General features: G+C 65.2%; 20 protein-coding genes. 12 read left to right on the top strand and 8 right to left on the bottom strand.

The window, feature by feature from the left end:
* Positions 1-404: 404 nt before the first annotated feature.
* The 5 genes from nadA (at position 405) to JHX88_RS21280 (ending at position 7134) form a co-directional block, all read left to right on the top strand.
* Positions 405-1481 (top strand): quinolinate synthase NadA, encoded by a 1077-nt coding sequence (gene nadA, locus JHX88_RS21300; protein WP_076526862.1) that lies wholly within the window; start codon positions 405-407, stop codon positions 1479-1481.
* 12 nt (positions 1482-1493) lie between these two features.
* Positions 1494-3059: an L-aspartate oxidase gene (locus tag JHX88_RS21295; RefSeq protein WP_076526861.1), complete on the top strand. Its 1566-nt coding sequence runs from the start codon at positions 1494-1496 to the stop codon at positions 3057-3059.
* A complete protein-coding gene (gene nadC, locus JHX88_RS21290; protein WP_076526860.1) occupies positions 3056-3901 on the top strand; it encodes a carboxylating nicotinate-nucleotide diphosphorylase in 846 nt (281 codons plus the stop codon). The genes JHX88_RS21295 and nadC overlap by 4 nt, the downstream gene beginning before the upstream one ends.
* Positions 3902-4118: 217 nt before the next feature.
* Positions 4119-6647: a heavy metal translocating P-type ATPase gene (locus JHX88_RS21285; protein ID WP_076526945.1), complete on the top strand. Its 2529-nt coding sequence runs from the start codon at positions 4119-4121 to the stop codon at positions 6645-6647.
* Positions 6648-6732: 85 nt separating this feature from the next.
* Complete coding sequence (locus tag JHX88_RS21280; RefSeq protein ID WP_076526944.1) at positions 6733-7134, top strand: Cu(I)-responsive transcriptional regulator; 402 nt, start codon at positions 6733-6735, stop codon at positions 7132-7134.
* Positions 7135-7235: 101 nt separating this feature from the next.
* On the opposite strand, the gene JHX88_RS21275 is transcribed toward JHX88_RS21280, so the two are convergent.
* The 8 genes from JHX88_RS21275 to JHX88_RS21240 form a co-directional block, all read right to left on the bottom strand.
* A complete protein-coding gene (locus JHX88_RS21275) occupies positions 7236-8783 on the bottom strand; it encodes an indolepyruvate oxidoreductase subunit beta family protein (protein ID WP_076526859.1) in 1548 nt (515 codons plus the stop codon).
* Positions 8780-10927, bottom strand: a complete 2148-nt coding sequence (locus JHX88_RS21270) for a thiamine pyrophosphate-dependent enzyme (protein WP_076526858.1) — start codon at positions 10925-10927, stop codon at positions 8780-8782. The genes JHX88_RS21275 and JHX88_RS21270 overlap by 4 nt, the downstream gene beginning before the upstream one ends.
* A 54-nt stretch (positions 10928-10981) precedes the next feature.
* Positions 10982-11464: a MarR family winged helix-turn-helix transcriptional regulator gene (locus JHX88_RS21265; protein ID WP_076526857.1), complete on the bottom strand. Its 483-nt coding sequence runs from the start codon at positions 11462-11464 to the stop codon at positions 10982-10984.
* Positions 11465-11512: 48 nt separating this feature from the next.
* Positions 11513-12304 (bottom strand): cyclase family protein, encoded by a 792-nt coding sequence (locus tag JHX88_RS21260; protein WP_076526856.1) that lies wholly within the window; start codon positions 12302-12304, stop codon positions 11513-11515.
* 256 nt (positions 12305-12560) lie between these two features.
* Positions 12561-13049, bottom strand: coding sequence for a MarR family winged helix-turn-helix transcriptional regulator (locus JHX88_RS21255; RefSeq protein ID WP_084203199.1), 489 nt, complete (start codon positions 13047-13049; stop codon positions 12561-12563).
* A 12-nt stretch (positions 13050-13061) separates the two neighbouring features.
* On the bottom strand, positions 13062-14348 hold the full coding sequence (locus JHX88_RS21250; RefSeq protein ID WP_076526854.1) for a TRAP transporter large permease: 1287 nt from the start codon (positions 14346-14348) through the stop codon (positions 13062-13064).
* Positions 14349-14382: 34 nt separating this feature from the next.
* Positions 14383-14862 (bottom strand): TRAP transporter small permease, encoded by a 480-nt coding sequence (locus JHX88_RS21245; protein WP_076526853.1) that lies wholly within the window; start codon positions 14860-14862, stop codon positions 14383-14385.
* Entirely contained in the window at positions 14859-15887 is a 1029-nt protein-coding gene (locus JHX88_RS21240) for a TRAP transporter substrate-binding protein (RefSeq protein WP_076526852.1), read from the bottom strand. The genes JHX88_RS21245 and JHX88_RS21240 overlap by 4 nt, the downstream gene beginning before the upstream one ends.
* Positions 15888-16087: 200 nt before the next feature.
* On the opposite strand from JHX88_RS21240, the gene JHX88_RS21235 reads away from it, so the two are divergent.
* From JHX88_RS21235 to JHX88_RS21205, 7 genes are all read left to right on the top strand, one after another.
* The gene (locus tag JHX88_RS21235) at positions 16088-17080 is read left to right on the top strand and encodes a PDR/VanB family oxidoreductase (protein WP_084203184.1); all 993 of its coding nucleotides are present in this window, start codon (positions 16088-16090) and stop codon (positions 17078-17080) included.
* Positions 17081-17112: 32 nt separating this feature from the next.
* A complete protein-coding gene (locus JHX88_RS21230; RefSeq protein ID WP_076526851.1) occupies positions 17113-18438 on the top strand; it encodes an aromatic ring-hydroxylating dioxygenase subunit alpha in 1326 nt (441 codons plus the stop codon).
* On the top strand, positions 18435-18902 hold the full coding sequence (locus JHX88_RS21225) for an aromatic-ring-hydroxylating dioxygenase subunit beta (RefSeq protein WP_076526850.1): 468 nt from the start codon (positions 18435-18437) through the stop codon (positions 18900-18902). The genes JHX88_RS21230 and JHX88_RS21225 overlap by 4 nt, the downstream gene beginning before the upstream one ends.
* Complete coding sequence (locus JHX88_RS21220; RefSeq protein WP_076526849.1) at positions 18899-20635, top strand: AMP-binding protein; 1737 nt, start codon at positions 18899-18901, stop codon at positions 20633-20635. Before JHX88_RS21225 ends, JHX88_RS21220 begins: the two co-directional genes overlap by 4 nt.
* Positions 20632-21804 (top strand): thiolase family protein, encoded by a 1173-nt coding sequence (locus JHX88_RS21215; RefSeq protein WP_076526848.1) that lies wholly within the window; start codon positions 20632-20634, stop codon positions 21802-21804. The genes JHX88_RS21220 and JHX88_RS21215 overlap by 4 nt, the downstream gene beginning before the upstream one ends.
* Positions 21801-23045 carry an SDR family NAD(P)-dependent oxidoreductase gene (locus tag JHX88_RS21210; protein WP_076526847.1) on the top strand — a complete coding sequence of 415 codons (1245 nt, stop codon included), beginning with the start codon at positions 21801-21803 and terminating at the stop codon, positions 23043-23045. Before JHX88_RS21215 ends, JHX88_RS21210 begins: the two co-directional genes overlap by 4 nt.
* Positions 23046-23177: 132 nt before the next feature.
* Positions 23178-23960: a cyclase family protein gene (locus JHX88_RS21205; RefSeq protein WP_076526846.1), complete on the top strand. Its 783-nt coding sequence runs from the start codon at positions 23178-23180 to the stop codon at positions 23958-23960.
* Positions 23961-23962: the final 2 nt, after the last annotated feature.

Here is a 23962-nt window from a genome sequence, read left to right as displayed (position 1 = left end):
CTCCCTTGGCGATACGGTGGCTTCCCGCATGCATCAGCGCCATGACCTGCCATCTTCTTGCAAGCCTGACGGGGGAAATAGCGTCTCTGCGGTGCAGCATTACGCAAACAGCCCAAGCCGTGACCGCCGGATTCGGGAATTTGACCAAGAATTGGGCGGTTTGAGATCGGCAATCCAGGGCTGCATTTTCCGGCGAACCCACAACTGGCAGAATCATCCGATTTCCGGATCTGGCAGAATCATCCGATTTCCGGATGATGACCGGTTTCCAACCGCGATCGGGCCAGCAAAACCTGCCCGGAAGGCAGCGAATGCTTGCCGTGGGGACAAGCAATGTCTAGAACAGCGCAGATGCGCCGCGCCCCGGCGCAAGGACCGGACCCGCTCGATCTGCCCGAGCGCCCATGCATGCGAGAGGTGTCAGACCATTGCTCGACCAGACGAACCTTCGCGCCGAGCTTGAAGCGCATTACGATCTTGCCCCCTCTGTCGAACTGGCCGAAGAGATGGGGGATATCTATGCAAGGATGAACCGCGTCGTCCCGCCGCCCGATTGGGCGATGCAGGCCCCCTATGTGGCCGCGATCAACCGGCTCAAGCAGGAACGCAACGCCGTGGTGCTGGCGCATAACTACATGACGCCCGACATCTATCACGGTATCGCGGATTTCGTCGGTGACAGCCTGCAGCTTGCCATCAAGGCGACCGAGGTCGAGGCCGATGTGATCGTGCAATGCGGCGTGCATTTCATGGCCGAGACCTCGAAGGTCCTGAACCCCGCCAAGACCGTGCTGATGCCGGACATGGAGGCGGGCTGCTCTCTGGCCGAAAGCATCACCGCCGAGGGCATCGCCGAGATGCGGGCGCAATATCCCGGCGCGCCGGTGGTCAGCTATGTCAACACCACCGCCGAGGTGAAGGCCGCCTCGGATATCTGCTGCACCTCCTCCAATGCCGCGCAGATCGTCGCCGCGATGGAAGGCGACACGGTCATCATGACCCCCGACAAATACCTGGCGCAGAATGTCGCCAAGCAGGTGCCGCAGAAGCGCATCGTCTGGTGGGACGGCGCCTGCATCGTGCATGAGCGTTTCACCCCGCAGGACCTGCGCGATTTCCGCGAATGGAACCCGGGGCTGCGGATCATCGCCCATCCCGAATGCCCGCCCGATGTCGTGGCCGAGGCCGATTTCGCCGGCTCGACCGCGGGGATCATCGATTGGGTCGGCCGCGAGAAGCCGGAAAAGACCATGCTGGTCACGGAATGCTCGATGGCGACCAATATCTCGGACGCCTTCCCCGAGGTCGAGTTTCTCGGCCCCTGCAACATGTGCCCCTACATGAAGAAGATCACGCTGGAAAAGGTGCTCTACTCGCTGCACAGCATGAGTGGCGCGGTCGAGGTGGACCCGAAGATCGCCGACAGGGCGCGGCTGGCGGTGCAGCGGATGATCGACCTGTCGCGCCAACTGGCGGGCTGAGGGGCCACGCATATGCCGCAAATCGCGAGTGACCGGATCGTGATCGTCGGTGCGGGGCTGGCGGCGATCTATGCCGCGCTGAACCTTGCCCCGCGCCCGGTGCTGATGATCTCGCCCGAAAACCTAGGCCAGGGTGCAAGCTCTGCCTGGGCGCTTGGCGGCGTCGCGGCGGCGATGGATCCGGCCGACAGCGCCGCCGCCCATGCAAGCGACACGATGCGGGCCGGGGCGGGCACGGTCGATGCCGATGTGGCGCGGATCGTCACCGAGGCGGCGCGGGACCATATCCTTGACCTGACCGGGCTTGGCGCGCCGTTCGACCGCGCGCCGGGTGGCGGCTATATCATGTCGCGCGAGGCGGCGCATAGCTTTGCCCGCGTGGTTCGCGTGAAAGGCGATCAGGCCGGGGCCGAGATCATGCGCGCCTTGGTCGCCGCCCTGCGCGCCACGCCTTCGGTGCAGGTGCTGGAGGGAATGCTCGCCACCGGGTTGCAGGTCGATGCGGGCCGGGTGACCGGTGTCGATATTGCCCGCGCGGATGGCTCGACCCCGGTAACGGTCAAGGCCCCTGCGGTGCTGCTGGCAGGGGGCGGATCCTGCGGGCTTTACGCGGTGACCACCAATCCACTGCGCATACGCGGGCAGGTGATCGGCATGGCGGCGCGGGCGGGTGCCATGATCGCCGATGCCGAATTCGTGCAATTCCACCCCACCGCCATCGCCTGCGGCCTCGACCCGGCCCCACTGGCGACCGAGGCCCTGCGGGGCGAGGGCGCGTGGCTGGTCAACCGCAAGGGCGAGCGTTTCATGCAAGGCCTGCACCCGGATGCCGAGCTTGCCCCCCGCGATATCGTCGCCCGCGCGGTCTATGCGCAGACGCAGGCCGGGCTGGAGCCGATGCTGAACAGCTGTGCCTGTCTTGGCCCGCGTATCCTGACCGAGTTTCCCGCCCTTGCGGAAGCCTGCGAAAAGGCCGGTATCGACCCGGTCACGCAGCCGATCCCCATCGCCGCCGCCGCGCATTACCATATGGGCGGCATCGCCACGGATACTAACGGGCACGCCAGCCTTGACGGTCTTTGGGTCTGCGGTGAGGCAGCGTCAACCGGGCTGCATGGGGCGAACCGGCTGGCCTCGAACGGGCTGTTGGAAGGGCTGGTCTTTGCGGCGCGATGTGCACGGGATATCTCGGACAGCATGGGCAAGGGGCCAAACGCATCCGCATGGTTGCAACTGCCCGATCTGCCAGATGCCGCCTTGCCGCGCCCGGAACTGGTCTCGCGCTTGCGACAGGCGATGACCGAGGGCGCCGGGGTGTTGCGCGACGCGGATGGCCTGACCCGCTGCCTGCGCGAGATCGCCACCATCGAGGCCGCGCAGCCCGATTGTCCTTCGCTCTCCAACATGACCGCCACCGCCACGCTGATCGCCGCCGCCGCCCTGCAACGACAGGAAAGCCGCGGCGCGCATTGCCGCCGCGATTTCCCCGACAGCCTGCCCGAGCCTCACCGCAGCCGGTTTACGCTGACCGAGGCCATGGCGATCCGCGACGCATTTTCACCGGAGACCACCCCATGATCCCGTCCCTGCCCGACCTGCTTGTCGAACCCCTGATCCGTGCCGCGCTGGCCGAGGATCTGGGCAGCCAGGGCGATGTCACCACGCGCACGGTCATCCCGGCGGATCTGCGCTATACCGCGCATCTGCGTGCGCGCGAGGCGGGCGTGGCCTCGGGGATGCAACTGGCCGCGATGGCCTTCCGGCTGGTTGATCCGGGATTGGCTCTGCGCATCGCCTGCCCGGACGGCACCCCTTTCCAACCCGGCGAGTTGCTGATGGAGATCGAGGGCAGCGCCGCCTCGATCCTCTCGGCCGAGCGTGTGGCGCTGAATTTCGCCGGCCGGATGTGCGGCATCGCCAGCCTGACCGCCGCTTTCGTCGCCCGGACCGAGGGGTGCGCCACGCGGATCACCTGCACGCGCAAAACCACACCGGGCCTGCGGCTGGTCGAGAAACAGGCGGTGCTGCATGGCGGCGGCTTCAATCACCGTTTCTCCCTGTCCGACGCCATCCTGATCAAGGACAACCATATCGCCGCGGCGGGCGGCATCCGCCCTGTCCTGCAGGCAGTCAAGTCCCGCGCATCGCATATGATCCGCACCGAAATAGAGGTGGACAGCCTCGAGCAGCTTGCCGAGGTGCTGGACGAGGGCGGTGCGGATGTCGTGCTGTTGGACAACATGGACACCCCCACGCTGCGCGAAGCGGTCGCCATGGCGGCGGGGCGCGTGGTGCTGGAAGCCTCGGGCAATATGCGGCTGGAGCGCATCGCCGAAGTGGCTGCAACCGGGGTGGATTACATCTCGTCCGGCGCCCTGACCCATTCGGCCCGGACGCTGGATCTGGGGTTGGATTTCTGAGACTGGCCAATCCGGGATTGCGTCCCGCGATGGCCGGGGGGCTGCCTGCCCCCCGGCACCCCCGGGGATATTTTCATGAAGAAGAAGCGGCGCGTTTAGGTGGCGCGGATCGGAGCTCAGCTTTGAAGAACATTTTTGGAATCACCCCTTGACCCTCCAGTAACTGGAAGCCCTAGGTAAGATGCCGAGAACGGGAATTCATGGACGGAGCAGCATGATGAGCGATGACAGAACCCTGCGGATCGGCGTGGACGGGATGAGCTGCGCCTCTTGCGTGGGACGGGTAGAACGCGCCCTGCAACAGGCGCAGGGCGTCACCGGGGCCGAGGTCAACCTGGCCACGGAAAGCGCGACGGTGCGGCATGATGGTAGCCTGACAGTGGGGCGATTGGCCGAGGTCCTAGAGGAGACCGGCTATCCCGCCCGTCTGGCCGAGACCACGCTGGAGATTGACGGCATGTCCTGCGCCTCTTGCGTGGGGCGGATAGAGCGCGCCTTGACCGCGACGCCGGGAATCGTCTCGGCCAATGTCAACCTGGCTTCGGCGCGCGGGGTGGTGCGCCATGCCGAGGAGCTGGATGCGGGCGAGATCGCTGCAATCGTGAGCGAGGCGGGCTATCCCGCGCGGCCGTATCAAGCCGATTCGGCCCGGCCCGACGCTGTGGATAGCCTCGATGACCGGAAAGCAGGCGAGATCGCCGCGCTGCGCCGCGACCTGCTCGTCGCGGCCCTGCTGGCCGTTCCGGTCTTCGTGCTCGAAATGGGCAGCCACCTGATCCCCGGCTTCCATCGCCTGATCGCGGACAGCATCGGCATGCAGGCCTCGTGGGTGATCCAGTTCCTGCTGACGACTTTGGTTGTGATCGGGCCGGGCCGGCGCTTTTACACCACGGGCTTTCCGGCCCTGCTGAAGGGCGCGCCCGACATGAACTCGCTCGTGGCACTGGGCACGGCGGCGGCATGGGGCTTTTCGACCGTGGCGACCTTCCTGCCAGCGCTGCTGCCCGAGGCCAGCCGCAATGTCTATTTCGAGGCGGCAGCGGTGATCATCGTGCTGATCCTTCTGGGCCGGTTTCTCGAGGCGCGCGCCAAGGGCCGCACCGGCGAGGCGATCCGCAAGCTGGCCGGTCTGCGCGCCCGCACCGCTCGGGTCGAACGCGGCGGCGAAGTCAGCGAACTGCCCATCGAACAGATCGTGACCGGCGACCTGATCCATGTCCGCCCCGGAGAGAAGCTCGCGGTAGACGGGCAGGTCGTCTCGGGCGACTCATGGGTCGATGAGAGCATGATCACCGGCGAGCCGGTCCCGGTCGAAAAATCCGAGGGCGCGCAGGTGACCGGCGGCACGGTGAACGGCAATGGCGCGCTGGTGTTTCGTGCCACCCATGTCGGCGCCGACACGGTGTTGTCGCAGATCATCCGCATGGTCGAGGAGGCTCAGGGCGCCCGCCTGCCGATCCAGGGGCTGGTGAACCGCATCACCATGTATTTCGTCCCCGCCGTCCTGGCCGTGGCGCTGCTGACCGTCGGGTTGTGGCTGGCCTTCGGTCCGGAACCCCGGCTCAGCCATGCGCTGGTCGCCGGGGTGGCCGTGCTGATCATCGCCTGCCCCTGCGCGATGGGTCTGGCCACGCCGACATCTATCATGGTGGGCACCGGACGGGCCGCCGAACTGGGCGTGCTGTTCCGCAAGGGCGACGCGCTGCAATCGCTGCAAGGCGTGGCGGTGGTCGCGATGGACAAGACCGGCACCCTGACCGAAGGCCGCCCCAGCCTGATCGCATTCGAGACCGCACCGGGCCTGGACCGCGCCGAATTGCTGGCACAGGTGGCCGGGGTCGAGGAACGCTCGGAACATCCCATCGCCCGCGCCATCACCGAAGGGGCGCGCGAGGAAGGACTGACCCCCACCTCTCCCGATGGGTTCGAGGCGATGACGGGCTTGGGCGTTCGTGCACAGGTGGGCGGGCACGGGTTGCTGATCGGCGCCGCCCGGCTGATGGAGCGCGAGGGCATCGATACCGGCGAATTCGCGGCACGAGCCGAAGCGCTGGCCGCCGAAGGACAGACCACGCTTTTCGCCGCTCGTGACGGGCGGATCGCGGCACTGATCGCGGTAGCCGACCGGATCAAGGACAGTGCGCCCGCGGCCATTGCCGACCTGCATGCGCAGGGGCTGCGGGTAGCGATGATCACCGGAGACAGCCGCGCCACGGCAGAGGCGGTCGCGGCGAAACTCGGCATCGACGATGTCGTGGCCGAGGTCATGCCCGACGGCAAGCTCGCCGCCCTCAAGCGTCTGCGCGAACACGGGCCGGTCGCTTTTGTCGGTGACGGCATCAATGACGCCCCCGCGCTGGCCTCGGCGGATGTCGGCATCGCCATCGGCTCGGGCACGGATGTCGCCATCGAAAGCGCCGATGTGGTGCTGATGGGCAAAGGCCTCGGCACCGTCGCCAATGCCTTCGCGGTCAGCCATGCGACGATGCGGAATATCCGGCAGAACCTGTTCTGGGCCTTTGGCTACAATACTGCGCTGATCCCGGTCGCGGCAGGGGTGCTCTATCCGCTGAACGGCATATTGCTGTCGCCGATCCTGGCGGCCGGGGCAATGGCCCTGTCCAGCGTCTTCGTGCTGAGCAACGCGCTGCGCCTGCGCCGCGCCGGCCCCGGATCGCGGACCGGAACGCCGCCAGCCGCCACAGGGCAAGGCAGCACCCGCACCGCGCTACAACCCGCCGGATAAGGGTCTCACCAGTCATGGCGGGCGCTTGAAACCGCTGCCCGCCATGACCAGTTTTCTTTCACCCGCCAGAGCGCAGGAGCAGATGATGAATATCGGTGAAGCCGCAGAGACGACCGGGCTGCCGGTCAAGACGATCCGCTACTACGAGGAAATCGGCCTTGTCGCCCCGGATCGCGGCGATAACGGCTATCGCGACTTCAGCGGCCAGCAACTGACCCGGCTGCATTTCCTGTCACAAGCCCGCAGCCTTGGCTTTTCGCTCGAGGAATGCCGCCGCCTGATGGGGCTTTACTGCGATGAAAACCGCGCCAGCCGCGATGTCCGCGACCTGGCCGTCGCTCATCTCTCCGAGATCCGGGAAAAGATCGCCCAGTTGCAATCTCTGGAACGGAAGCTGCAGGACCTGATCACCGAATGCCGTGGCGATACCGACCCGGACTGCGCGATTCTCGATGAACTTGGCAGCTCGGGGGCTGCGCGCGGCTAGCTCACGCCAACTTTTTTCATCTTCTTCATCCAAATATCCCACGGGGGTCCGGGGGTGTGAAACCCCCGGCCATCGCGGGACGCCAGCCAAGGCCCACCGCTTCAGGCAAAACTCCGGATCGTCCCGATGGCGCCCTCAAGGGCCTTGCCTTCCTCGTCCTGCAGCGCGGCTTCGCGCAACCGACGTGCCCAATCCGCAGCATCCGGACGGGCGGCGACGGTGGCGATCCCCTCCAGCACAAGATCGAATTTCGACAACCCACGGGCATGGGTGTCCGAATAACCCTTGACCAGGCGACGGCAGCGGACCAGCTCGACCGCCAGATCGTAATTGGCCGCGCGGTAGTCCATCGCCCGGCTCAGCCAATCGGCCAGATGCGCCTGTTCCTGCGCGTGGCGCAGGGTGCGGCGGCGCCAGCCCTTCAATCCGCCCAACATATGCAGCATGACATAGCCGCGCAGACTGTCGCTGCGCAACCGGCGGCCCTTGTTGAACCAGCGATCCAGCCGCTTCATCCATTTCGGGCTGTCCATCGCCTTCTGACCCAATCCGGCAGGCAGCATTCCGGCGATTTCCTCGGCGCGGGGATGCATGTATTCCGTCACCTGCATCAGGTTGTCTTCGCCCGCCCGCATCTCGGCCTGGATCCGGGTCATCCGGCTGGACCGGGTCTTGAGATCGGCCACCCGGATCACATCGTCATAAGCCATCGCATTGGCGATATATTTCGCCGCTTCCCGCGTCAGCATGAAATCATGTTCGGCATCGTCCTGCGTTAGCACTTCGTCAAGCCGGTCCAGGTATTCCCGCCCATAGGCAAGATCCTGGAACTCGACCACCTTGCGCAGGCCGGGCAGGGCCATCTCGGTGACCTGTGCGGGCAGTGCGGTGGCTCTCGCCTCCAATTCCCGCCACTGCGTGACCAGCCGCGCGGGGCCCGATGGGCGCGGGGCAGTCACTGTCCCCGGCTCGGTCGACGTCGATTCCTCTGCAGGCGCACGCGCATAGTCATATGCTGCGGCAAAGGCGCGAAGCGAGCCTTCCACCCCCTTGCCGCCCGCCCGGATCGCATCCTCGAAAGCCTCGCGCGGGAAAGGCAGCGCGCCCGACCCGGCCAGGGCCCCGAACAGCGAGGCCGAGATGACCGATCCATTATTGATGGCCATCTGGTCGAAATCGGCCGAGATGAACTGCCGCGCGGCGATCTCTGCCGCTGCGATCACCTCTTCGGACGAGGCAATGCCGTCACCCGGCACCATCTTTTCCGATACCGCAAGCGCGCGATGGGTCGAGGCGATCAGCACCGTCCGGTCAGGGGTCACGAAGCCGCGCTGGATCGAGCGCCCTGCCTCCATCATCTCGGCGGCGATCATGATATCGACATCACCAGTCGAGGGCGCCAGCGCGAAAACCTGGGCGGCGTCAGCCTGCGGCGCCATCTCGATGTAATAGACCGTCGCGCCGGTGCGCTGCGCCACGCCCGCGACGCTGGTGGCTTGCGCCACATAGCCGTTGCGGCGGGCCAGCGCCTCGATCCAGTTGGTCAACACGCCGCCCCCCTGCCCGCCGACCGCAAGGATCGCGAGCTTGATGATCCCGTCCAGGCGCGGATCGGCAGGGGCGGATGGCAGATGCTGGTGCAGGGTCATGACTGGGCCTCGAATGTCAGGCGGCTGGCGTTGCGGCGGGCCTGCAGCCAGCCGATGATGCGGGCGCGGAACCGGGCCAGCCGGGTCTCCCATTTGCCGGGGTTATGGACAAGATCCGCACGGTAGAACGAGGGGCAGAGCACGGCGGCATCCGCCACCTCGCCGCAATTGCCGCAGCCGACGCAGCTTTGATCGATCGAGGCGACCGGGTCGTCGCGCAGCGGATCGTCCAGCCGCTTCAGCCCGAGCGAGGGGCAGCCCGACAGCCGGATACAGGCGTGATCGCCGGTGCAGACATCCTCGTCCACGCCGAAGCGCGGCGCCTCGACCCGGCGGCCATCGCGGATCGCCTGCGCGCGCTGCGGCTTTTCCCGGCGCTGCCGGTTCAGCATGCATTCCGACGAGGCGACGATGACGCGCGGTCCCGGCGCATCGGTGGTCAGCGCCTCGCGCAACACGTCGCGCATCTTGCCGACATCATAGGTGCGATCGACCTGCCGCACCCAATTGATGCCGATCCCCTTCAACGCCTTGGAGATGGGGTTCTTCGTGGATTTCGTCGGGTTGTCGGCGCGGGACGACATCACGTCCTGCCCGCCTGTCGCGGCGGAATAGTAATTGTCCACGATCACCGCCACGCCATCGGACTTGTTGAAGGCCATGTTGGTGAAGCTGGACGACAAGCCGTTATGCCAGAACCCGCCATCGCCGATCACCGCCACTGGCCTGCGCTCGCCGCCGCCGTCGAAAGCGGCATTCGCGGCGGGTCCAAGCCCGTAACCCATGGTCGCCCCGCCGATCTCGAAAGGCGGCAGCGCGGCAAAGAGATGGCAGCCGATATCGGCCGAGATCTGCAGCTTGCCGGTTTCCTTTTGCACCAGTTTCATCGCCGCGAAAATCGGGCGCTCGGGGCAGCCGATGCAGAAGCCGGGCGGGCGGATCGGCACGGTCTTGGACAGATCGGGAAGCGGCGGGCGTTCCTCGTTCGGGGCCAGGACTTGCGCGGGCAGGATACCGGGTGCGGCCTCGCGCAGGAACTGGCCGATCCCGTCCAGCATCACCTGCCCGGTATATTCCCCGGCCATCGGCAGAACGTCCTTGCCGCGCAACTTGACCGTCGATCCGGCACGGTAAAGATAGGTCGATAGCTGTTGCTCGATGAATTCCGGCTGACCCTCTTCGATGGTCAGCACCTGCTCCTTGCCCTCGCAGAAGGACAGGAACTCGTCGGGAACCAGCGGATAGGTGACGTTCAGCACGTAAAGCGGCACCTGGCTTTCGCCATGAATATCGGCCAGGCCAAGCCGCTGCAGCGCGCGGATCACGCTGTTATACATGCCGCCCTGAAGGACCAGCCCGACAGGCGCCTCGCGCGGGCCGAAAACCTCGTTCAGCTTGTGATCGCGGATGTAGCCTTCGGCGGCGGGACGGCGGTTGTCGATCTTGTCCTGCTCATGCGCGAAGCTCATCGGCGGCAGCACCACGCGCGAGAAATCCGATTGCGGATTGGACAGGGCGTCGCGGACGCTCAGCCTGGGGCTTTGATTGTCGCGGGTGGGGAAACTGCCGGTCACGTGGCAGGCGCGGATCCGCACCATCAGCATGACCGGGGTATTCGACGCCTCGGACAGCTCGAAACCATCCCCCACCGCCTTGACGATCGAGGGCAGGTTGGGGCGCGGATCCAGCAGCCAGAATTGCGATTTCATCGCGAAACCATGGGTCCGCTCCTGCATGATCGAGGAGCCTTCGCCGTAATCTTCGCCCACGATCACCAGCGCGCCGCCATTCACCCCCGACGAGGCCAGGTTCGCCAGCGCATCCGAGGCCACGTTCACCCCGACCGAGCCCTTGAAGGTCACCGCGCCCCGGATCGGGTAATGTACCGAGGCCGCCAGCATTGCCGCCGCCGCCGCCTCGTTCGCATTGGCTTCGAAACGAACGCCCAGTTCGGTCAGCAATTCCTCGGCATCGGCCAGAACATCCATCAGATGGCTGATCGGCGCGCCCTGATAGCCGCCGACATAGCCCACGCCGTTTTCCAGAAGCGCCTTGGTGATGGCCAGAATACCTTCGCCGGTAAAGCTCTCGCCCGCGCCGAGGCGCAGATGCTTGACCTCGGCCTTGAATGATCGCTCTGCCATCTTCTTCTCCTTCGGCTACGCACGAGCACGCGGGCCGGACCTGCCGGGCCCGGATTAGATCTCGTGTTTGCGTATGTTTTTCAGAACTCTCTGCAGGGTGCCCACGAAGACGCGCTTGTCCTCGTCGGGGACGCCCCGGAACATCTCGGCCTCGGCGGCGGCCATATGCGGCCAGAGCCGGTCGAATGACGCCCGCCCCGCTTCGGTCAGATAGACCCGCGTCGCGCGGCTGTCGCTGCTATCCTGCGCGCGCCGGATCAGCCCGTCACCGACCAGTTGATCGAGGGCGCGCGACAGGGTGGACTGTTCCACCACGGCATAGATCGCCAGCTCGCGGATCAGCGGCCCGTCAATGACCGACAGCACCGCCAGCGCGCGCATCTTGGGCGTGCTGAGACCGAGCCTCGCCATTTCGTCGCGCAACGAGGCGTTATAGCGCCCCATGATCCGGTTCATCAGGTAGGGCGCGAAATTCGCAAGCCCGATTTCCCCGAGCCGGGGAGCGGCGGCGGTTTGGCTGTGATCATCCTGGGTCATCGCATGGGCCTTCCTTCTGCGGGAGACTGGAACCGGATCATCCGGAACCTACCCCCGCGCCACAAGCGCCAATGCCCTGATGGGCGAGCCGGTGCCGTTCAGGAATTTCAGCGGCGCCGGGATCAGGATCGCGCCTTTTGGCGGCAGGCGATCGAGGTTGGTCAGCGAGGCGAGGCCGAAGCGGTTATGCTTGTGCAGCAGGTTATGGGCCGGAAAGATCGGGTCCATCGTCGCGGCCTGCCCGGCATCGGTGCCGATGCATTGGCTGCCCCATCCGACGATATCCTTGTCGATCAGGTACTGGATCGCGTCATGGGTCGGTCCGGGCGTATGCGGGCCGGTCTCGTCAGCGTTGAGAAACTGTGCCTCGTCATGGTTGCGGCGATCCCAATCGCTACGCAGAACCACCCATTCGCCCGCGCCGATTTCGCCGTGCTCGGCCTCCCATGCCTTGATATGTTCGACCGTCAGCAGGAAATCGGGATCTTCGGTGGATTCCTTGCTGAAATCCAGCACGTTCACGGGCGCGATCAGCCGCTGGACATCCAGCGTGTCGGTATAGCCTTCGGCATAATCCTTGCCGGTGACCCAGTGATGCGGCGCGTCGAAATGAGTGCCGGAATGTTCGCCCAGCTCCAGCCAGTTCCAGGCCCAGAACGGGCCGTTATTATCATATTCGCTGATCTTGTGGATCTTCACCGGCGGCGTGTCCACGGCCAGCTCGGGCGGCAATTTCAGCAATGGCGTATCGGGACCGAGCGTCGCCGTCAGGTCCACGACCTCGACCTTGCCCGAGGCGAGCAGACCGGCCAATGCGCCAAGAGTTTCACTTGCAGTCATCGATTTCCCCCCCTGTCAGTAGCGGATCGGACATAGGCATCGCGACTCGATGCCGCCGATCCAGATCATAGTGAAGGCTACGCATTTAAATATGCATTTGCAACTAAATTCCTGCAAGACAGGCCAGGCCTGCTGCAGGAATTCGTCGCTACAGGTAGCATACCATGAACGCATGACGCGAGACCGCCACCGCGCGGGTCAAAATAAATGAAAATGGATATATCTGGATCTCATCGCGGGCAGCAGCCGGCTCGGATCAACGGCGGATGGCGTGGACCTTGCCCTTGCCGGCGCGCTCGATCAGCCGGGTCAGCAGTGCCTTGAGGCGGCGGCCTTCGGCCGGGCTCAGGCAGCTTTCGATGAACTCGGCCTCATGCGTCCTGGCGCGGGCGACAAGATCGCGGCCGATCCCTGCGCCCTGCTCGGTCAGCCAGACATAGACCTTGCGCCGGTCGTCCTGACAGCGTTTGCGGGTGACATGGCCGCGATTGTCCATCCGCTCGATCACCCGGGTCAGGCGCGACTGCTCCATCTGCGCAAGCCGGGCCAGTTCGGTCACCGACTGGCCGTCGCAATCGCTCAGGCAGGCCAGCACCCGCCATTCAGCGACCGACACGCCCGCGGCAGCCGCCTGCACGTGGAACCCATGGCTCGCCAATCCGCTGGCGGTGGCCAACAGGAATTGCAGGTAATCAGCCAGGAACGGCTCTTCGGCCTCCGGCTTGTCGCTGTTATGATCGCTCATGTCATCCATTGACTACATCGAGTTCGGAATGACCAGAGCCAATGCCGGGAACAGCATGAGCAGCAACAACCTGACGATATCCATCAGCACGAAGGGCGTCACACCACGGAATATCTGCCCCACCGGCACTTCGCGCGCGACCACGCGCAGGACAAAGACATTCATCCCCATCGGCGGGGTGATATAGCTGAGTTCGGCTGCCACGACGATGAAGATCCCGAACCAGATCGGATCGATGCCAAGCGAGGTGACGATCGGGAACAGCACCGGCACGACCAGCGTCACCATCGACAGGCTCTCCAGAAGCGAACCCAGCACCAGCAGCAAAAGCGAGATCATCAGCAGGATGCCGAAGGGCGGCATGTTCAGCGACAGAACGCCATTCTTGATATCCGAGGACAGGCCCGACAGGTTCACGTAATTCATGAAATACAGCGCGCCGATCAGGATGAAGAACATCGCCGCCGTGGTCTTGCCCGAATCGAACAGCGTGGTCAGCGTGGCCCTCGCCGTCAGCTTGCCGCGCAGGGCCGTCAGCAGGATCGCCCCGCCCGCACCCATTCCCGCCGCCTCGGTGGCGGTGAAAACGCCCAGATAGATGCCGCCAAGCACAAAGGCGAACAGCACCATCGCGGGCAGCACGCCGCGCAGGGCCAGCAGCCGTTCGCGCAAGGGTAGCGGCGACATCTGGGTCAGATGCTCGGGACGCATCCACAGGGAAATCCGCACGGCGATCATGTAGCCGATCACCCCGAGCAGGCCAGGAATGATGCCTGCCAGAAACAGCTTGCCGATATCCTGCTGCGTCAGGATGCCATAGATCACCAGGATGACCGATGGCGGGATGATGATCCCAAGCGTGCCGCCCGCAGCGATGCTGCCAGTGGCAAGACTGTCGGAATAGCCGTGCCGCCGCATCGCGGGCAGCGCAATCTTGCCCATCGTCGCCGCCGTCGCCAGAGACGAGCCGCAGACCGAGCCGAACCCGCCGCAGGCCACCACGGTCGCCATCGCCAACCCGCCCTTGCGGTGCCGCAGCCACGCATTGGCGGCGTCATAGATCTCGTCGGCGACCCCTGACTGCACGATGAAATTGCCCATCAGCAGGAACATCGGCACGACCGACAGGGAATAGCTGCGCGCGGTGTCGAAAAAGATCTGCCCCAGCATGGACAGGGCGGGGTCCAGGCCGATGATGCTGGAAATGCCGACAATGCCGACCAGGACCAGCGAGAACCCGATCGGGATTCCCAGAAACAGCATCGCGAACAGGATCGCCATCCCAAAGGGCCAGTCCATGTTACCTCCCTGCCAGAGCCATATTCGGTTGATCTTATTCGGCGCGCCGGACCCGCAGCACCGCCATTGCAAGGACCATCGCCGCCGAGACCACACAGATCACGGCGGCAAATTGTGCCACCGGACCCATCGGGATTTTCAGGTAGAGCGTGGTCTGGTTGTAGCCGGCCAGCCGCGCCCCGTGCTCCCATAGCTGCCAGCCTCCAAACGCCAATGCGACAGCGGACAGGACGCGCGCGAAGAAAAGCTGTATTTCCTTGCCGCGCGAGCTGAATAGCTGGGTGAACAGATCGGCGGTGATATGGCCGTCATCCAGCGTGATGGCGGGCAGCCCGGCAAAGACGACGCCCATGACCAGAAGCTCGGTCAGTTCCGTGCCTCCCGATAGCGGGCTGTTGAAAACGTAACGGCCGACCACGTCCACCACCGTCACCGCGGTCAGTGCGACCAGCAGCACGCCCAGAAGAACCGCGGTGACGGTTCGCATGCCGGCACGCAGCTGCTCGACCGTCATTCCCCGGCCTGCACTTTCTCGATCTCGGATTTGAACATCTCCAGTGCCGCGTCGAAATCGACGCCCTTGGCCTCGTATTTCCCGCGCACAGATTCATAGATCGAATCCGACGCGGCCTGCAGCGCGGCCAGGTCATCGCCCTCGGCGGGGGTGAAGGCGACCTTGCCCTCCATCGCCTCGCGCCCGGCCTTGTCGGCGGCATCCCATGCCTTGCCCGCCATGCGCACCAGCGCCTCGCCCGAGACCTTGTCGATCGCGGCACGGTCGGCCTCTGACAGGCTGTCATAGCGCGCCTGGTTCATGACCATGAAAAAGGACACGTTATACATGCCGCCATCGACGGTCAGCGCCTGCTTCACCGTATCGTCCAGCTTGAAGAAGGGCACGGATTCATAGGGGAACACGATCCCGTCGGCGACGCCGTTATGCAGCAACTCGTAACTTTCCGAGGAAGGCGCCTGGACCGAGACCATGCCCAGATTCGTGACAAGCTGATCCGTCACCTCGCCCGCGACACGGATCTTGGCCCCTTCGAGCCCCGAGACGGGACTGACCGGTTTCGAGGTGGTGAAAAGCTGCCCCGGCCCATGCCCGAACAGCGCCAGCACCTTGACCCCGGCATGTTCGTTCTGCTCGGCCAGCATCTCTTCCCACACCCGCCAGAAGGCGACTGAATTCGCCTCGGAACTCGGGGTCAGGAAGGGCAGTTCGGCAAGCTGCGTCAGCGAGAAACGCCCCGGCGTATAGCTATGCGCCGAGAATGCGATATCGGCCGCGCCCGACGAGACAAGGTCGAAATGCGCGGGCGGCGGGCCCAGGGGGGCGTCGAGGATCTGGACTTCGACCCGGCCCTCGGTCGCTTCCTTCACCTGTTCGGCCCAGGGCACCATGATATCCTTGACCACCGGATGCGACACCGGCAGCCAGTTGGAAAGGCGCAGGGTCACGTCCTGCGCAAGCGATGGCAGGGCCGACAGGCACAGGGCGGCCGTGGCTGCCAGAAGGCGGGTATTGAAATGCTTCATGAGGTGGCTCCCGGTTGACGAATCTTTTTCCGAAAGCCTCTCACCAAACGCCCCCTTCACGCAAGAAAAATATGAAACTGCATTTTTTTAAGTTTAAAGATTGACAGGAGAAAGCATGATATTTCATATTTTCCGAAACAGGGCGGCCCCAAGATCGCCAGCCAGCGCAGGAATTTGTGCAACGCCAACAGGATCGGACAATGCCGACGACACAGCCTTCCCCGACCGGGTCTGCCGCCCAAGAGCTTGAATTGACCGTGACGCGAATCGCCGATCCGGGCGATGGTATCCGCGAGATCGCACTGGTCCCGGCGGATGGCGGGAAGCTGCCCGCCTATGATGCCGGGGCGCATATCCGGGTGGCTCTGCCTGGCGGAAAGACCAATGCATATTCATTGATCGACCTTGGCAGTGATGCCGAAAACCCGGAAGAATACCTGCTGGCAATCCGCCGCGACGATGCGGGCGCGGGCGGCTCCAAGTGGATGCATCACCTAGGTGTGGGCGACCAGATCACGGCGCGCGGTCCGCAGAATGATTTTCCGCTGGATACCGGGGACGCGCCCGCGCTGTTGCTGGCCGGGGGGATCGGGGTCACGCCGCTGATCTCGATGGCGACTGCGCTGGCGCGCGGCGGACGGGACTGGCGGATGCATTACGCGGCCCGCTCGGCGGCAGTCGCCGCCTATGCCGATCACCTGACGGGCGCGCATGGCGAGCAGATCGCGCTGCATCGCGATGACGAGGCGGGCGGCCCCCTGCCCGTCGCCGATCTGGTCGCGGCGGCGGCACCGGGCACGCATGTCTATGTCTGCGGCCCGCGTCCGATGATCGATGCCACGCGGCAGGCGGCCGAGGCGGCGGGTTTCACGCCCGAGCGTATCCATACCGAACTGTTCGACACGCCCGAACCCGAGGCGGGCGACAGCCCCTTCGAGGTCGAGATCGCCTCGACCGGGCAGGTCTTTACCGTGCCGCCGGGACAGACCATCATCGAGGTGCTGGAGGAAAACGGCCTCGACGTCATCTATGATTGCCAGCGCGGCGATTGCGGGATCTGCCAGACCGCGGTGCTGGAGGGCACACCCGATCACCGCGACGTGGTGTTGTCCGACGCCGAGCGCAGCGCCGGCGATGTCATGCAGATCTGTGTCAGCCGGGCCTTGTCGTCCCGGCTCAAGCTGGACCTCTGACGAGATCCGGGGGCAAACAGGGAGAGAAGCAAATGACCGATGAAACACAACAGATCCACGAGGTCATCGACCGCGTGATCCGGCCCGAACAGGTGCATCGCGATGTCTATACCAGCCCCGGGATCTTCCGGCTGGAAATGCGCAACCTGTTTCCCAATAGCTGGGTCTATGTCGGCCATGAAAGCCAGACCCCCAATCCCGGCGATTACATCACCACGCAGATCGGCGATCAGCCGCTGTTGCAGGTCCGCCATTCGGATGGCGAGATCAAGGTGCTGTATAACCGCTGCCCGCATAAGGGCACCAAGATCGCCATCGACAAGGCGGGCAATACCGGCAAGTTCTTTCGCTGTCCCTATCACGCATGGTCCTTCAAGACCGATGGCTGCCTGCTCGCGATCCCACTGAAAAAGGGCTATCAGGGCACTGGACTGGAGGGGACCGAGGCCGCCAAGGGCATGGCCGCGGTCGGCTCATGGCATAATTACCGCGGCTTCATCTTTGCCCGGCTGGCGCGCGAGGGGATCGCTTTCGAGGATTTCTTCGGCGACTCGCTGTCCTCGCTGGACAACATGGTGGACCGCTCGCCGGTGGGCAGCCTGACAGTGGCGGGCGCGCCGCTGCGCTACATGCATCGCTGCAACTGGAAGATGCTGGTCGAGAACCAGACCGACACGTGCCACCCGATGGTCGCGCATGAATCCAGCGCCGGCACCGCCGTGAAGATTTGGGAGTCGATGGACAAGACCGAGGACACCCCAAAGCCCCCGGCGATGGAGATTATCGCGCCCTTCATGTCGCCCTATGAATTCTTTGAGAACATGGGCATCCGCACATGGCCAAACGGGCACGGCCATACCGGGGTGCATCACTCGATCCATTCGGATTACTCGGCGATCCCCGGCTATTTCGAGTCGATGGTCGAGGCTTACGGAGAGGATCGCGCCAAGGAAATCCTCGGCGAGAACCGGCATAACACGGTCTATTTCCCCAATATCATGATCAAGGGCCCGATCCAGCAATTGCGCAACTTCATCCCGCTTGCCGCCGACAAGACGCTGGTGGAAAGCTGGATCTTCCGGCTGGACGGCGCCCCCGACCAGCTTGTCGCCCGCACCGCGATGTATAACCGGATGATCAACGCGCCAACCTCGATGGTCGGGCATGACGATCTGGAAATGTATGAGCGCGCGCAGGAGGGGTTGATGGCCGACGGGCTTGAATGGGTGAATGTCCAGCGGCTCTACGAAGAGGGCGAGGACCTGTCGCAAGAGGCCGTGCTGAACGGCACGACCGAGCGGCAGATGCGCAACCAGTTCAACGCCTGGAAGCGCTTCATGATCGGGGGTGCGGCATGAAACCCGAAGAGATCACCGATTTCGTTTATGACGAGGCATGGATGCTGGACCAGGGCCAGTTTCACGACTGGCTGGATCTGTGGCTGCCCGAGGCCATCTACTGGATGCCGCTGAACTGGAACCAGCAGGACCCGATCAACGAGACCTCGCTGCTCTATGAAGACAATTTCATGCTGCGCCTGCGGGTCGAGCGGCTGCACGGCGCGCGCACCTTCAGCCAGAAACCGAAAAGCCGCTGTCACCATGTGCTGAACCGCCCCCGCATCGAGGAAGTCTCGGATGACGAGGCGCGGGTGGTCACGCAGATGCACTATGTCGAGACGCGGCTGGACGAGCAGATGCTGCTGGCCCTGACCGTGCGCCATCACCTCAAGCGGGTGGACGGCAAGATCATGATCGCCGGGAAGCGGGTCGATATCCTGAATTGCGACGCCGCCTTCGGCAATATCCAGTTGCTGCCATGAACCCGATGCAGGCCGATACCGTCGCAGACGCCTTCGCCACCGCCGCAAACCGCTGGCCAGATCGCCCATTCCTTTGCGTGCTGCCGGAAACCGCGCGGGCCTATGGCATTTCACTCGATGACGCCCCCTCCGCCGATCGAGACAAACGCTCTTCTCCGCCGGCTTCTTCTTCATCCAAATATCCCGGGGGTTGTCGGGTGGTGCGCCACTGGTTCGAGAACCACCCGGCGACGGGGGCTGGCCCCCAGCCATCGCGGGACGCAATCGAACTGACCTATGCCGAGGCCGCAACCCGGGTGCGGGCGATCCGCGAATCCCTCCAGGCCGCCGGGGCGGTTCGGGGCATGCGGCTGATGCTGCTTCTGGAAAACCGCCCGGATTTCTTCCTGTATTGGCTGGCCGCCAACGGACTCGGCCTGTCGGTCGTGCCGATCAATCCCGATCTGCGCGCCGCCGAGCTGGAACATATGGCCAGCCTGACCCGCCCGGCGCTGATCATCGCGATCCGGTCCCGCCACGCCGATCTACAGGCCGCCATCCCCGGCGTGCCGGTCCATGCGCCGGGGGAGGCCATCGCGCAACTGACGTCGGGACCGGTCTTCGACGACATCCCCGGCCGCACCCACGAGACGGCGGTGCTGTTCACCTCGGGCAGCACCGGCAGGCCCAAGGGCTGCGTACTGACGAATGAATATTTCCTGCGGGCGGGCCAGTGGTATGCGCAAGAGGGCAGCCTCTGCGCATTGTCCTCCGATGGAGAGCGGATGCTGACCCCGCTGCCGATCTTTCACATGAACGCCATGGCCTATTCCTTCATGGCGATGATCGCGGTGGGCGGCTGCCTGATCGCGCTGGACCGGTTCCATCCGCGCAGCTGGTGGCAATCGGTCGCAGAGAGCGGCGCGACCTGCCTGCACTACCTTGGCGTCATGCCCTCGATCCTGATGGGACTGCCGGACAGCCCGCTGGACCGCAGCCATTCCGTCCGCTTCGGCTTTGGCGCCGGGGTCGATCCCAAGCTGCACGGGCCATTCGAGGACCGCTTCGGCTTTCCGCTGATCGAGGCATGGGCGATGACCGAGACCGGCGCGGGCGCAGTCATCGCCGCCAGCCGGACGCCCCGCAGCGTGGGCCAGAGCGCACTCGGCCAACCGGGCCCGGCGATGGAAATGCGAATCGAGGGCGAGGACGGCAATCCCGCCGAACAGGGCGAATTGCTGGTCCGCGCTGCGGGTTTCGATCCGCATCAGGGCTTCTTCCGCGAATATCTGCACGACCCCGACGCCACCGCCGAGGCATGGCAAGGCGGCTGGTTCCATACCGGCGATATCGTCCGCCGCGCCCCGGACGGGCAGATCCATTTCGTCGACCGCAAGAAGAACGTGATCCGCCGCTCGGGCGAGAATATCGCCGCGGTCGAGGTCGAGTCGATCCTTGCCCGCCACCCCGCCATTGCCTCGGTCGGCATTGCCGCCGTCCCCGATGAGCTGCGCGGCGATGAGGTTTTCGCGCTGATCGTCCCCCGCGCCGATATTGCACCCGAAGACCTTGCCGCATGGGCGCTGGATCGCATGGCCTATTACAAGATCCCCGGCTATATCGCGCTGACCGACGCCCTGCCGCTGACCGCGACCAACAAACTGCAACGGGCCGAGCTGAAAACCCGCGCCGCCGCGCTGGTCGGGCAGCCGGAAACCCATGACCTGCGGCATCTGAAAAAGAGGCAGGCATGACCGCCCCCGCCCCCTATGACGGCGTGGTCGTCGCCGCGCCGTTCACCATGCCCTATACGCGGTTCTCTCCGCATCCGGCGCAATACTGGCTCGGCTCCGCCCTGCGTGGATCGCTGAAGGCGGCAGGGCTGACCCCGCGCGAAATCGACGGGCTGACGGTGTCATCCTTCTCGCTGTTTCCAGACTCTGCGCCGGGCCTGGCCGATCATCTCGGCCTCGACCTGCGCTGGCTGGAAACCGTGACGGTCGGCGGCGCCTGCGGTGTCGTCGCCCTGCGCCGCGCCGCCCGCGCCGTGCAAATGGGCGAGGCCGAGATCGTCGCCTGCACCGCCGGGGACGCCAACGAGCCCGACAGTTTCCGCCGATTGCTGCAATCCTTCAGCCGTTTCGCGATGGATGCCAGCTATCCCTATGGGGCGGGCGGCCCGAACGCGGTCTTTGCTCTGCTGACCGATCACTACATGCGAAAATACGGCGCCACGCGCGAGGATTTTGGCAGGATCGCCACCGCCCAACGCGCCAATGCCCGCCGCAACCCGCAGGCCTTGCTGCGCGGCGCGCTCGGCCTTGACGATTACCTTGGCGCGCGGATGATCTCGGACCCGCTCTGCCTGTTCGATTGCGTCATGCCCTGCGCCGGGGCCGAAGCGTTCCTGGTCATGTCCGAGGATCGCGCCCGCGCGCTGCGCCTGCCCCATGCCCGCATCCGCGCCACGATAGAACGTCACAACGCCTTTCCCGACGATCCCGCCCAATATCGCGGCGGCTGGACCGCAGACGCGCCGGACATGTGGGACGCCGCCGGGATCGGGCCGAGCGATATCGACCTGCTGCAGACCTATGACGATTACCCGGTGATCTGCGCCATGCAGGCCGAGGATCTGGGCTTTTGCCCCAAGGGCGAGGGCGCGCGCTTTCTCGCCTCCCGCGACACGACCACAGACGGGGATTTCCCGCATAACAGCTCGGGCGGGCAGCTTTCGGCCGGACAGGCCGGGGCGGCGGGCGGTTTCCTTGGCCTGACCGAGGCAGTCCGCCAGGTCACCGCAACCGCCGGGCCGACACAGGTGGCAAAAGCAGCAAGGGCGCTGGTCTCGGGCTTCGGCATGGTCAATTACGACCGCGGCATCTGCTCGGCCGCCGCGATCATCGAAGGTGAGGGCGCATGACCAAACCCCTGCAACCACCGCCGAAAAAGAACCCGCTCAAGCGGACGCGGGTGCCGGTTTCGCCGCCCGGAACCCGGTCTCGCGCCGCGACCGGCCTGAGCGTCATGGCCGCCGAGGGCCGGTTCGCGCTGCAACATTGCGCCGATTGCGGGCGCATCCAGTATCCGCCCCGCGACCTGTGCCGCAGCTGCCTGTCCGAAGCGCTGGAATGGCGTGATACCGATCCGATGGGCCAGTTGATCGCCGAAACCACGATCCGCGCCACCCCCGACACGCATTTCCGCGACCGGCTGCCGATCCGCATCGGCACGGTGCTTCTGGATGCCGGGCCATCGCTGATCTGCCGGTTGCATGGCGATGTCTCGGGCGATGACCGGGTGCGGGTGATCAACCGCATCGACGCTGCCGGCCAGGCGATCCTGCTCGCCCTGCCCCTCAAGGAGGTCCCCCATATGCAAGACGATCCCGCCCTGCGCGCCCTGTCCTGCGATCCGCGCCACCGCCGCGTGCTGATCACCGACGCCCGCGCGCCCGAGGCTCCCGCCCTCGCCCGCGCCTTGCAAAAGGCCGGTGCATCGCACATCTTCCTGGGCCTGCCCGAAGCGTGGAAACCCTTCCCCGCCCGCCGCGAGCTGGAAGAGATCGGGAATTGCAGCATCATGCCGCTGGACGTGACCGATATCGACTCGGCCCGGGAGCTGGCCGCCCAGATCGGCGGCAAGACCGATATCCTGATCAACAATGCCCGCTTCATCCGCCCGGGCGGCGCGTTGGCGCGCCCGGACACGATCTTCGCAAGACAGGAAATCGAGACCGGCTGCCTTGGCCTGATGCGGCTGGCGCAGACATTCGGCCGCGCCATGGTCGCGCGGGGCGAGGACGGAGTGAACAACGCCACCGCATGGGTCAATATCCTGCCCATCGGCGCGCTGGTGCCTCAGCCCGTCCATGGCATGACCTCGGCCACGGGCGCCGCCGCGCTGGCGATGTCGCATGGCATGCGCGCCGATATGCGTGGCAGCGGCGTACGGGTGATGAACCTCTATACCGGGCCGGTGGACGACGAATGGCACCAGGAATTGCCGCCCCCGAAAGTGACGCCCTCGGCGCTGGCCCGCGCGATCGTCTCGGCCTTGATCGCTGGGCAGGAAGAGGCAACGGCCGGAGAGATCGCCCGCGACCTCCATGCCCGCTGGCGCGACGACCCGGCTCTGGCCATCCGCGAAGCACTGGCGAAATGACATGAGATCACCTGCATTTCTTCTTCATGCAAATATCCTCTGGGGGTCCGGGGGGCGAAGCGCCCCCGGCCATCGCGGGACGCAACCAGCACCCCGGCTCCAACCGAATCGATGCAGCAAAGGAGCAGTCACATGACCGGCATACTCGCGCAATTATCCGGCGCGCTCGCCTTGGGCCGGGTCGAGGTAGTTGACCTCACCCACCGGCTGACCCCGGATTTCCCGGTCATGGTCCTGCCAGCGGAATTCGCCCAATGCGCGGCCTTCCGCAAGACCGAGGTCAGCGCCTATGACCATCGCGGCCCGGCATGGCGCTGGAACGAGATCACCATGAACGAGCATACCGGCACGCATTTCGACGCGCCAAGCCATTGGATCACCGGCCGGGACGTGCCCAATGGCGCCACCGACTCTATCCCGGTGCGCAATTTCGTCGGCCCGGTCGTGGTGATCGATTTCACCGCAGAGGCCGCAGCGGACGAGGATGCACTTCTGGAGGTCGCGCATATCCACGCATGGGAGGATCTCCACGGACGGGTCCCCGCCGATTGCTGGGTCTTTCTGCGCACCGACTGGTCGAAACGCCAGGGCGCGGCCTATCTGAACCTGCGCGAGGATGGCGCGCATTCCCCCGGCCCCTCGCCCGAGGCGATCCGCTTCCTGGTCGAGGAACGCGACATCCGCGGCTTCGGAACCGAGACGGTGGGAACCGATGCCGGGCAGGCGGGGCATCTGGATCCGCCCTACCCGGCCCATGCCACCCTGCATGGCGCGGGGCGCTACGGGCTGCAATGCATGTGCGATCTGGACCGGTTGCCGGCGGCCGGGGCCATCCTGCTCGCGGCGCCACTCAAGATCGAGAACGGCTCTGGCAGTCCGCTGCGGGTGCTGGCACTGATCGAGAAGGAGGGCTGAGA

It is taken from the genome of Paracoccus saliphilus (genome assembly GCF_028553805.1).
GTDB lineage: Bacteria > Pseudomonadota > Alphaproteobacteria > Rhodobacterales > Rhodobacteraceae > Paracoccus > Paracoccus saliphilus.
The sequence above is the reverse complement of the archived record's forward strand: the minus strand, read 5'-3'. Positions and strand labels throughout refer to the sequence as shown.

Excerpts from the sequence above, each read along its gene's own strand:
- JHX88_RS21280 (WP_076526944.1), top strand. The coding sequence starts at position 6,733 with ATGAATATCGGTGAAGCCGCAGAGACGACCGGGCTGCCGGTCAAGACG.
- JHX88_RS21235 (WP_084203184.1), top strand. The coding sequence starts at position 16,088 with ATGCCGACGACACAGCCTTCCCCGACCGGGTCTGCCGCCCAAGAGCTT.
- JHX88_RS21255 (WP_084203199.1), bottom strand. The coding sequence starts at position 13,049 with ATGAGCGATCATAACAGCGACAAGCCGGAGGCCGAAGAGCCGTTCCTG.
- JHX88_RS21210 (WP_076526847.1), top strand. The coding sequence starts at position 21,801 with ATGACCAAACCCCTGCAACCACCGCCGAAAAAGAACCCGCTCAAGCGG.
- JHX88_RS21240 (WP_076526852.1), bottom strand. The coding sequence starts at position 15,887 with ATGAAGCATTTCAATACCCGCCTTCTGGCAGCCACGGCCGCCCTGTGC.
- JHX88_RS21265 (WP_076526857.1), bottom strand. The coding sequence starts at position 11,464 with ATGACCCAGGATGATCACAGCCAAACCGCCGCCGCTCCCCGGCTCGGG.
- JHX88_RS21205 (WP_076526846.1), top strand. The coding sequence starts at position 23,178 with ATGACCGGCATACTCGCGCAATTATCCGGCGCGCTCGCCTTGGGCCGG.
- JHX88_RS21270 (WP_076526858.1), bottom strand. The coding sequence starts at position 10,927 with ATGGCAGAGCGATCATTCAAGGCCGAGGTCAAGCATCTGCGCCTCGGC.
- nadC (WP_076526860.1), top strand. The coding sequence starts at position 3,056 with ATGATCCCGTCCCTGCCCGACCTGCTTGTCGAACCCCTGATCCGTGCC.
- JHX88_RS21285 (WP_076526945.1), top strand. The coding sequence starts at position 4,119 with ATGAGCGATGACAGAACCCTGCGGATCGGCGTGGACGGGATGAGCTGC.
- JHX88_RS21215 (WP_076526848.1), top strand. The coding sequence starts at position 20,632 with ATGACCGCCCCCGCCCCCTATGACGGCGTGGTCGTCGCCGCGCCGTTC.
- JHX88_RS21230 (WP_076526851.1), top strand. The coding sequence starts at position 17,113 with ATGACCGATGAAACACAACAGATCCACGAGGTCATCGACCGCGTGATC.
- JHX88_RS21275 (WP_076526859.1), bottom strand. The coding sequence starts at position 8,783 with ATGACCCTGCACCAGCATCTGCCATCCGCCCCTGCCGATCCGCGCCTG.
- JHX88_RS21225 (WP_076526850.1), top strand. The coding sequence starts at position 18,435 with ATGAAACCCGAAGAGATCACCGATTTCGTTTATGACGAGGCATGGATG.
- JHX88_RS21250 (WP_076526854.1), bottom strand. The coding sequence starts at position 14,348 with ATGGACTGGCCCTTTGGGATGGCGATCCTGTTCGCGATGCTGTTTCTG.
- JHX88_RS21220 (WP_076526849.1), top strand. The coding sequence starts at position 18,899 with ATGAACCCGATGCAGGCCGATACCGTCGCAGACGCCTTCGCCACCGCC.
- JHX88_RS21295 (WP_076526861.1), top strand. The coding sequence starts at position 1,494 with ATGCCGCAAATCGCGAGTGACCGGATCGTGATCGTCGGTGCGGGGCTG.
- nadA (WP_076526862.1), top strand. The coding sequence starts at position 405 with ATGCATGCGAGAGGTGTCAGACCATTGCTCGACCAGACGAACCTTCGC.
- JHX88_RS21245 (WP_076526853.1), bottom strand. The coding sequence starts at position 14,862 with ATGACGGTCGAGCAGCTGCGTGCCGGCATGCGAACCGTCACCGCGGTT.
- JHX88_RS21260 (WP_076526856.1), bottom strand. The coding sequence starts at position 12,304 with ATGACTGCAAGTGAAACTCTTGGCGCATTGGCCGGTCTGCTCGCCTCG.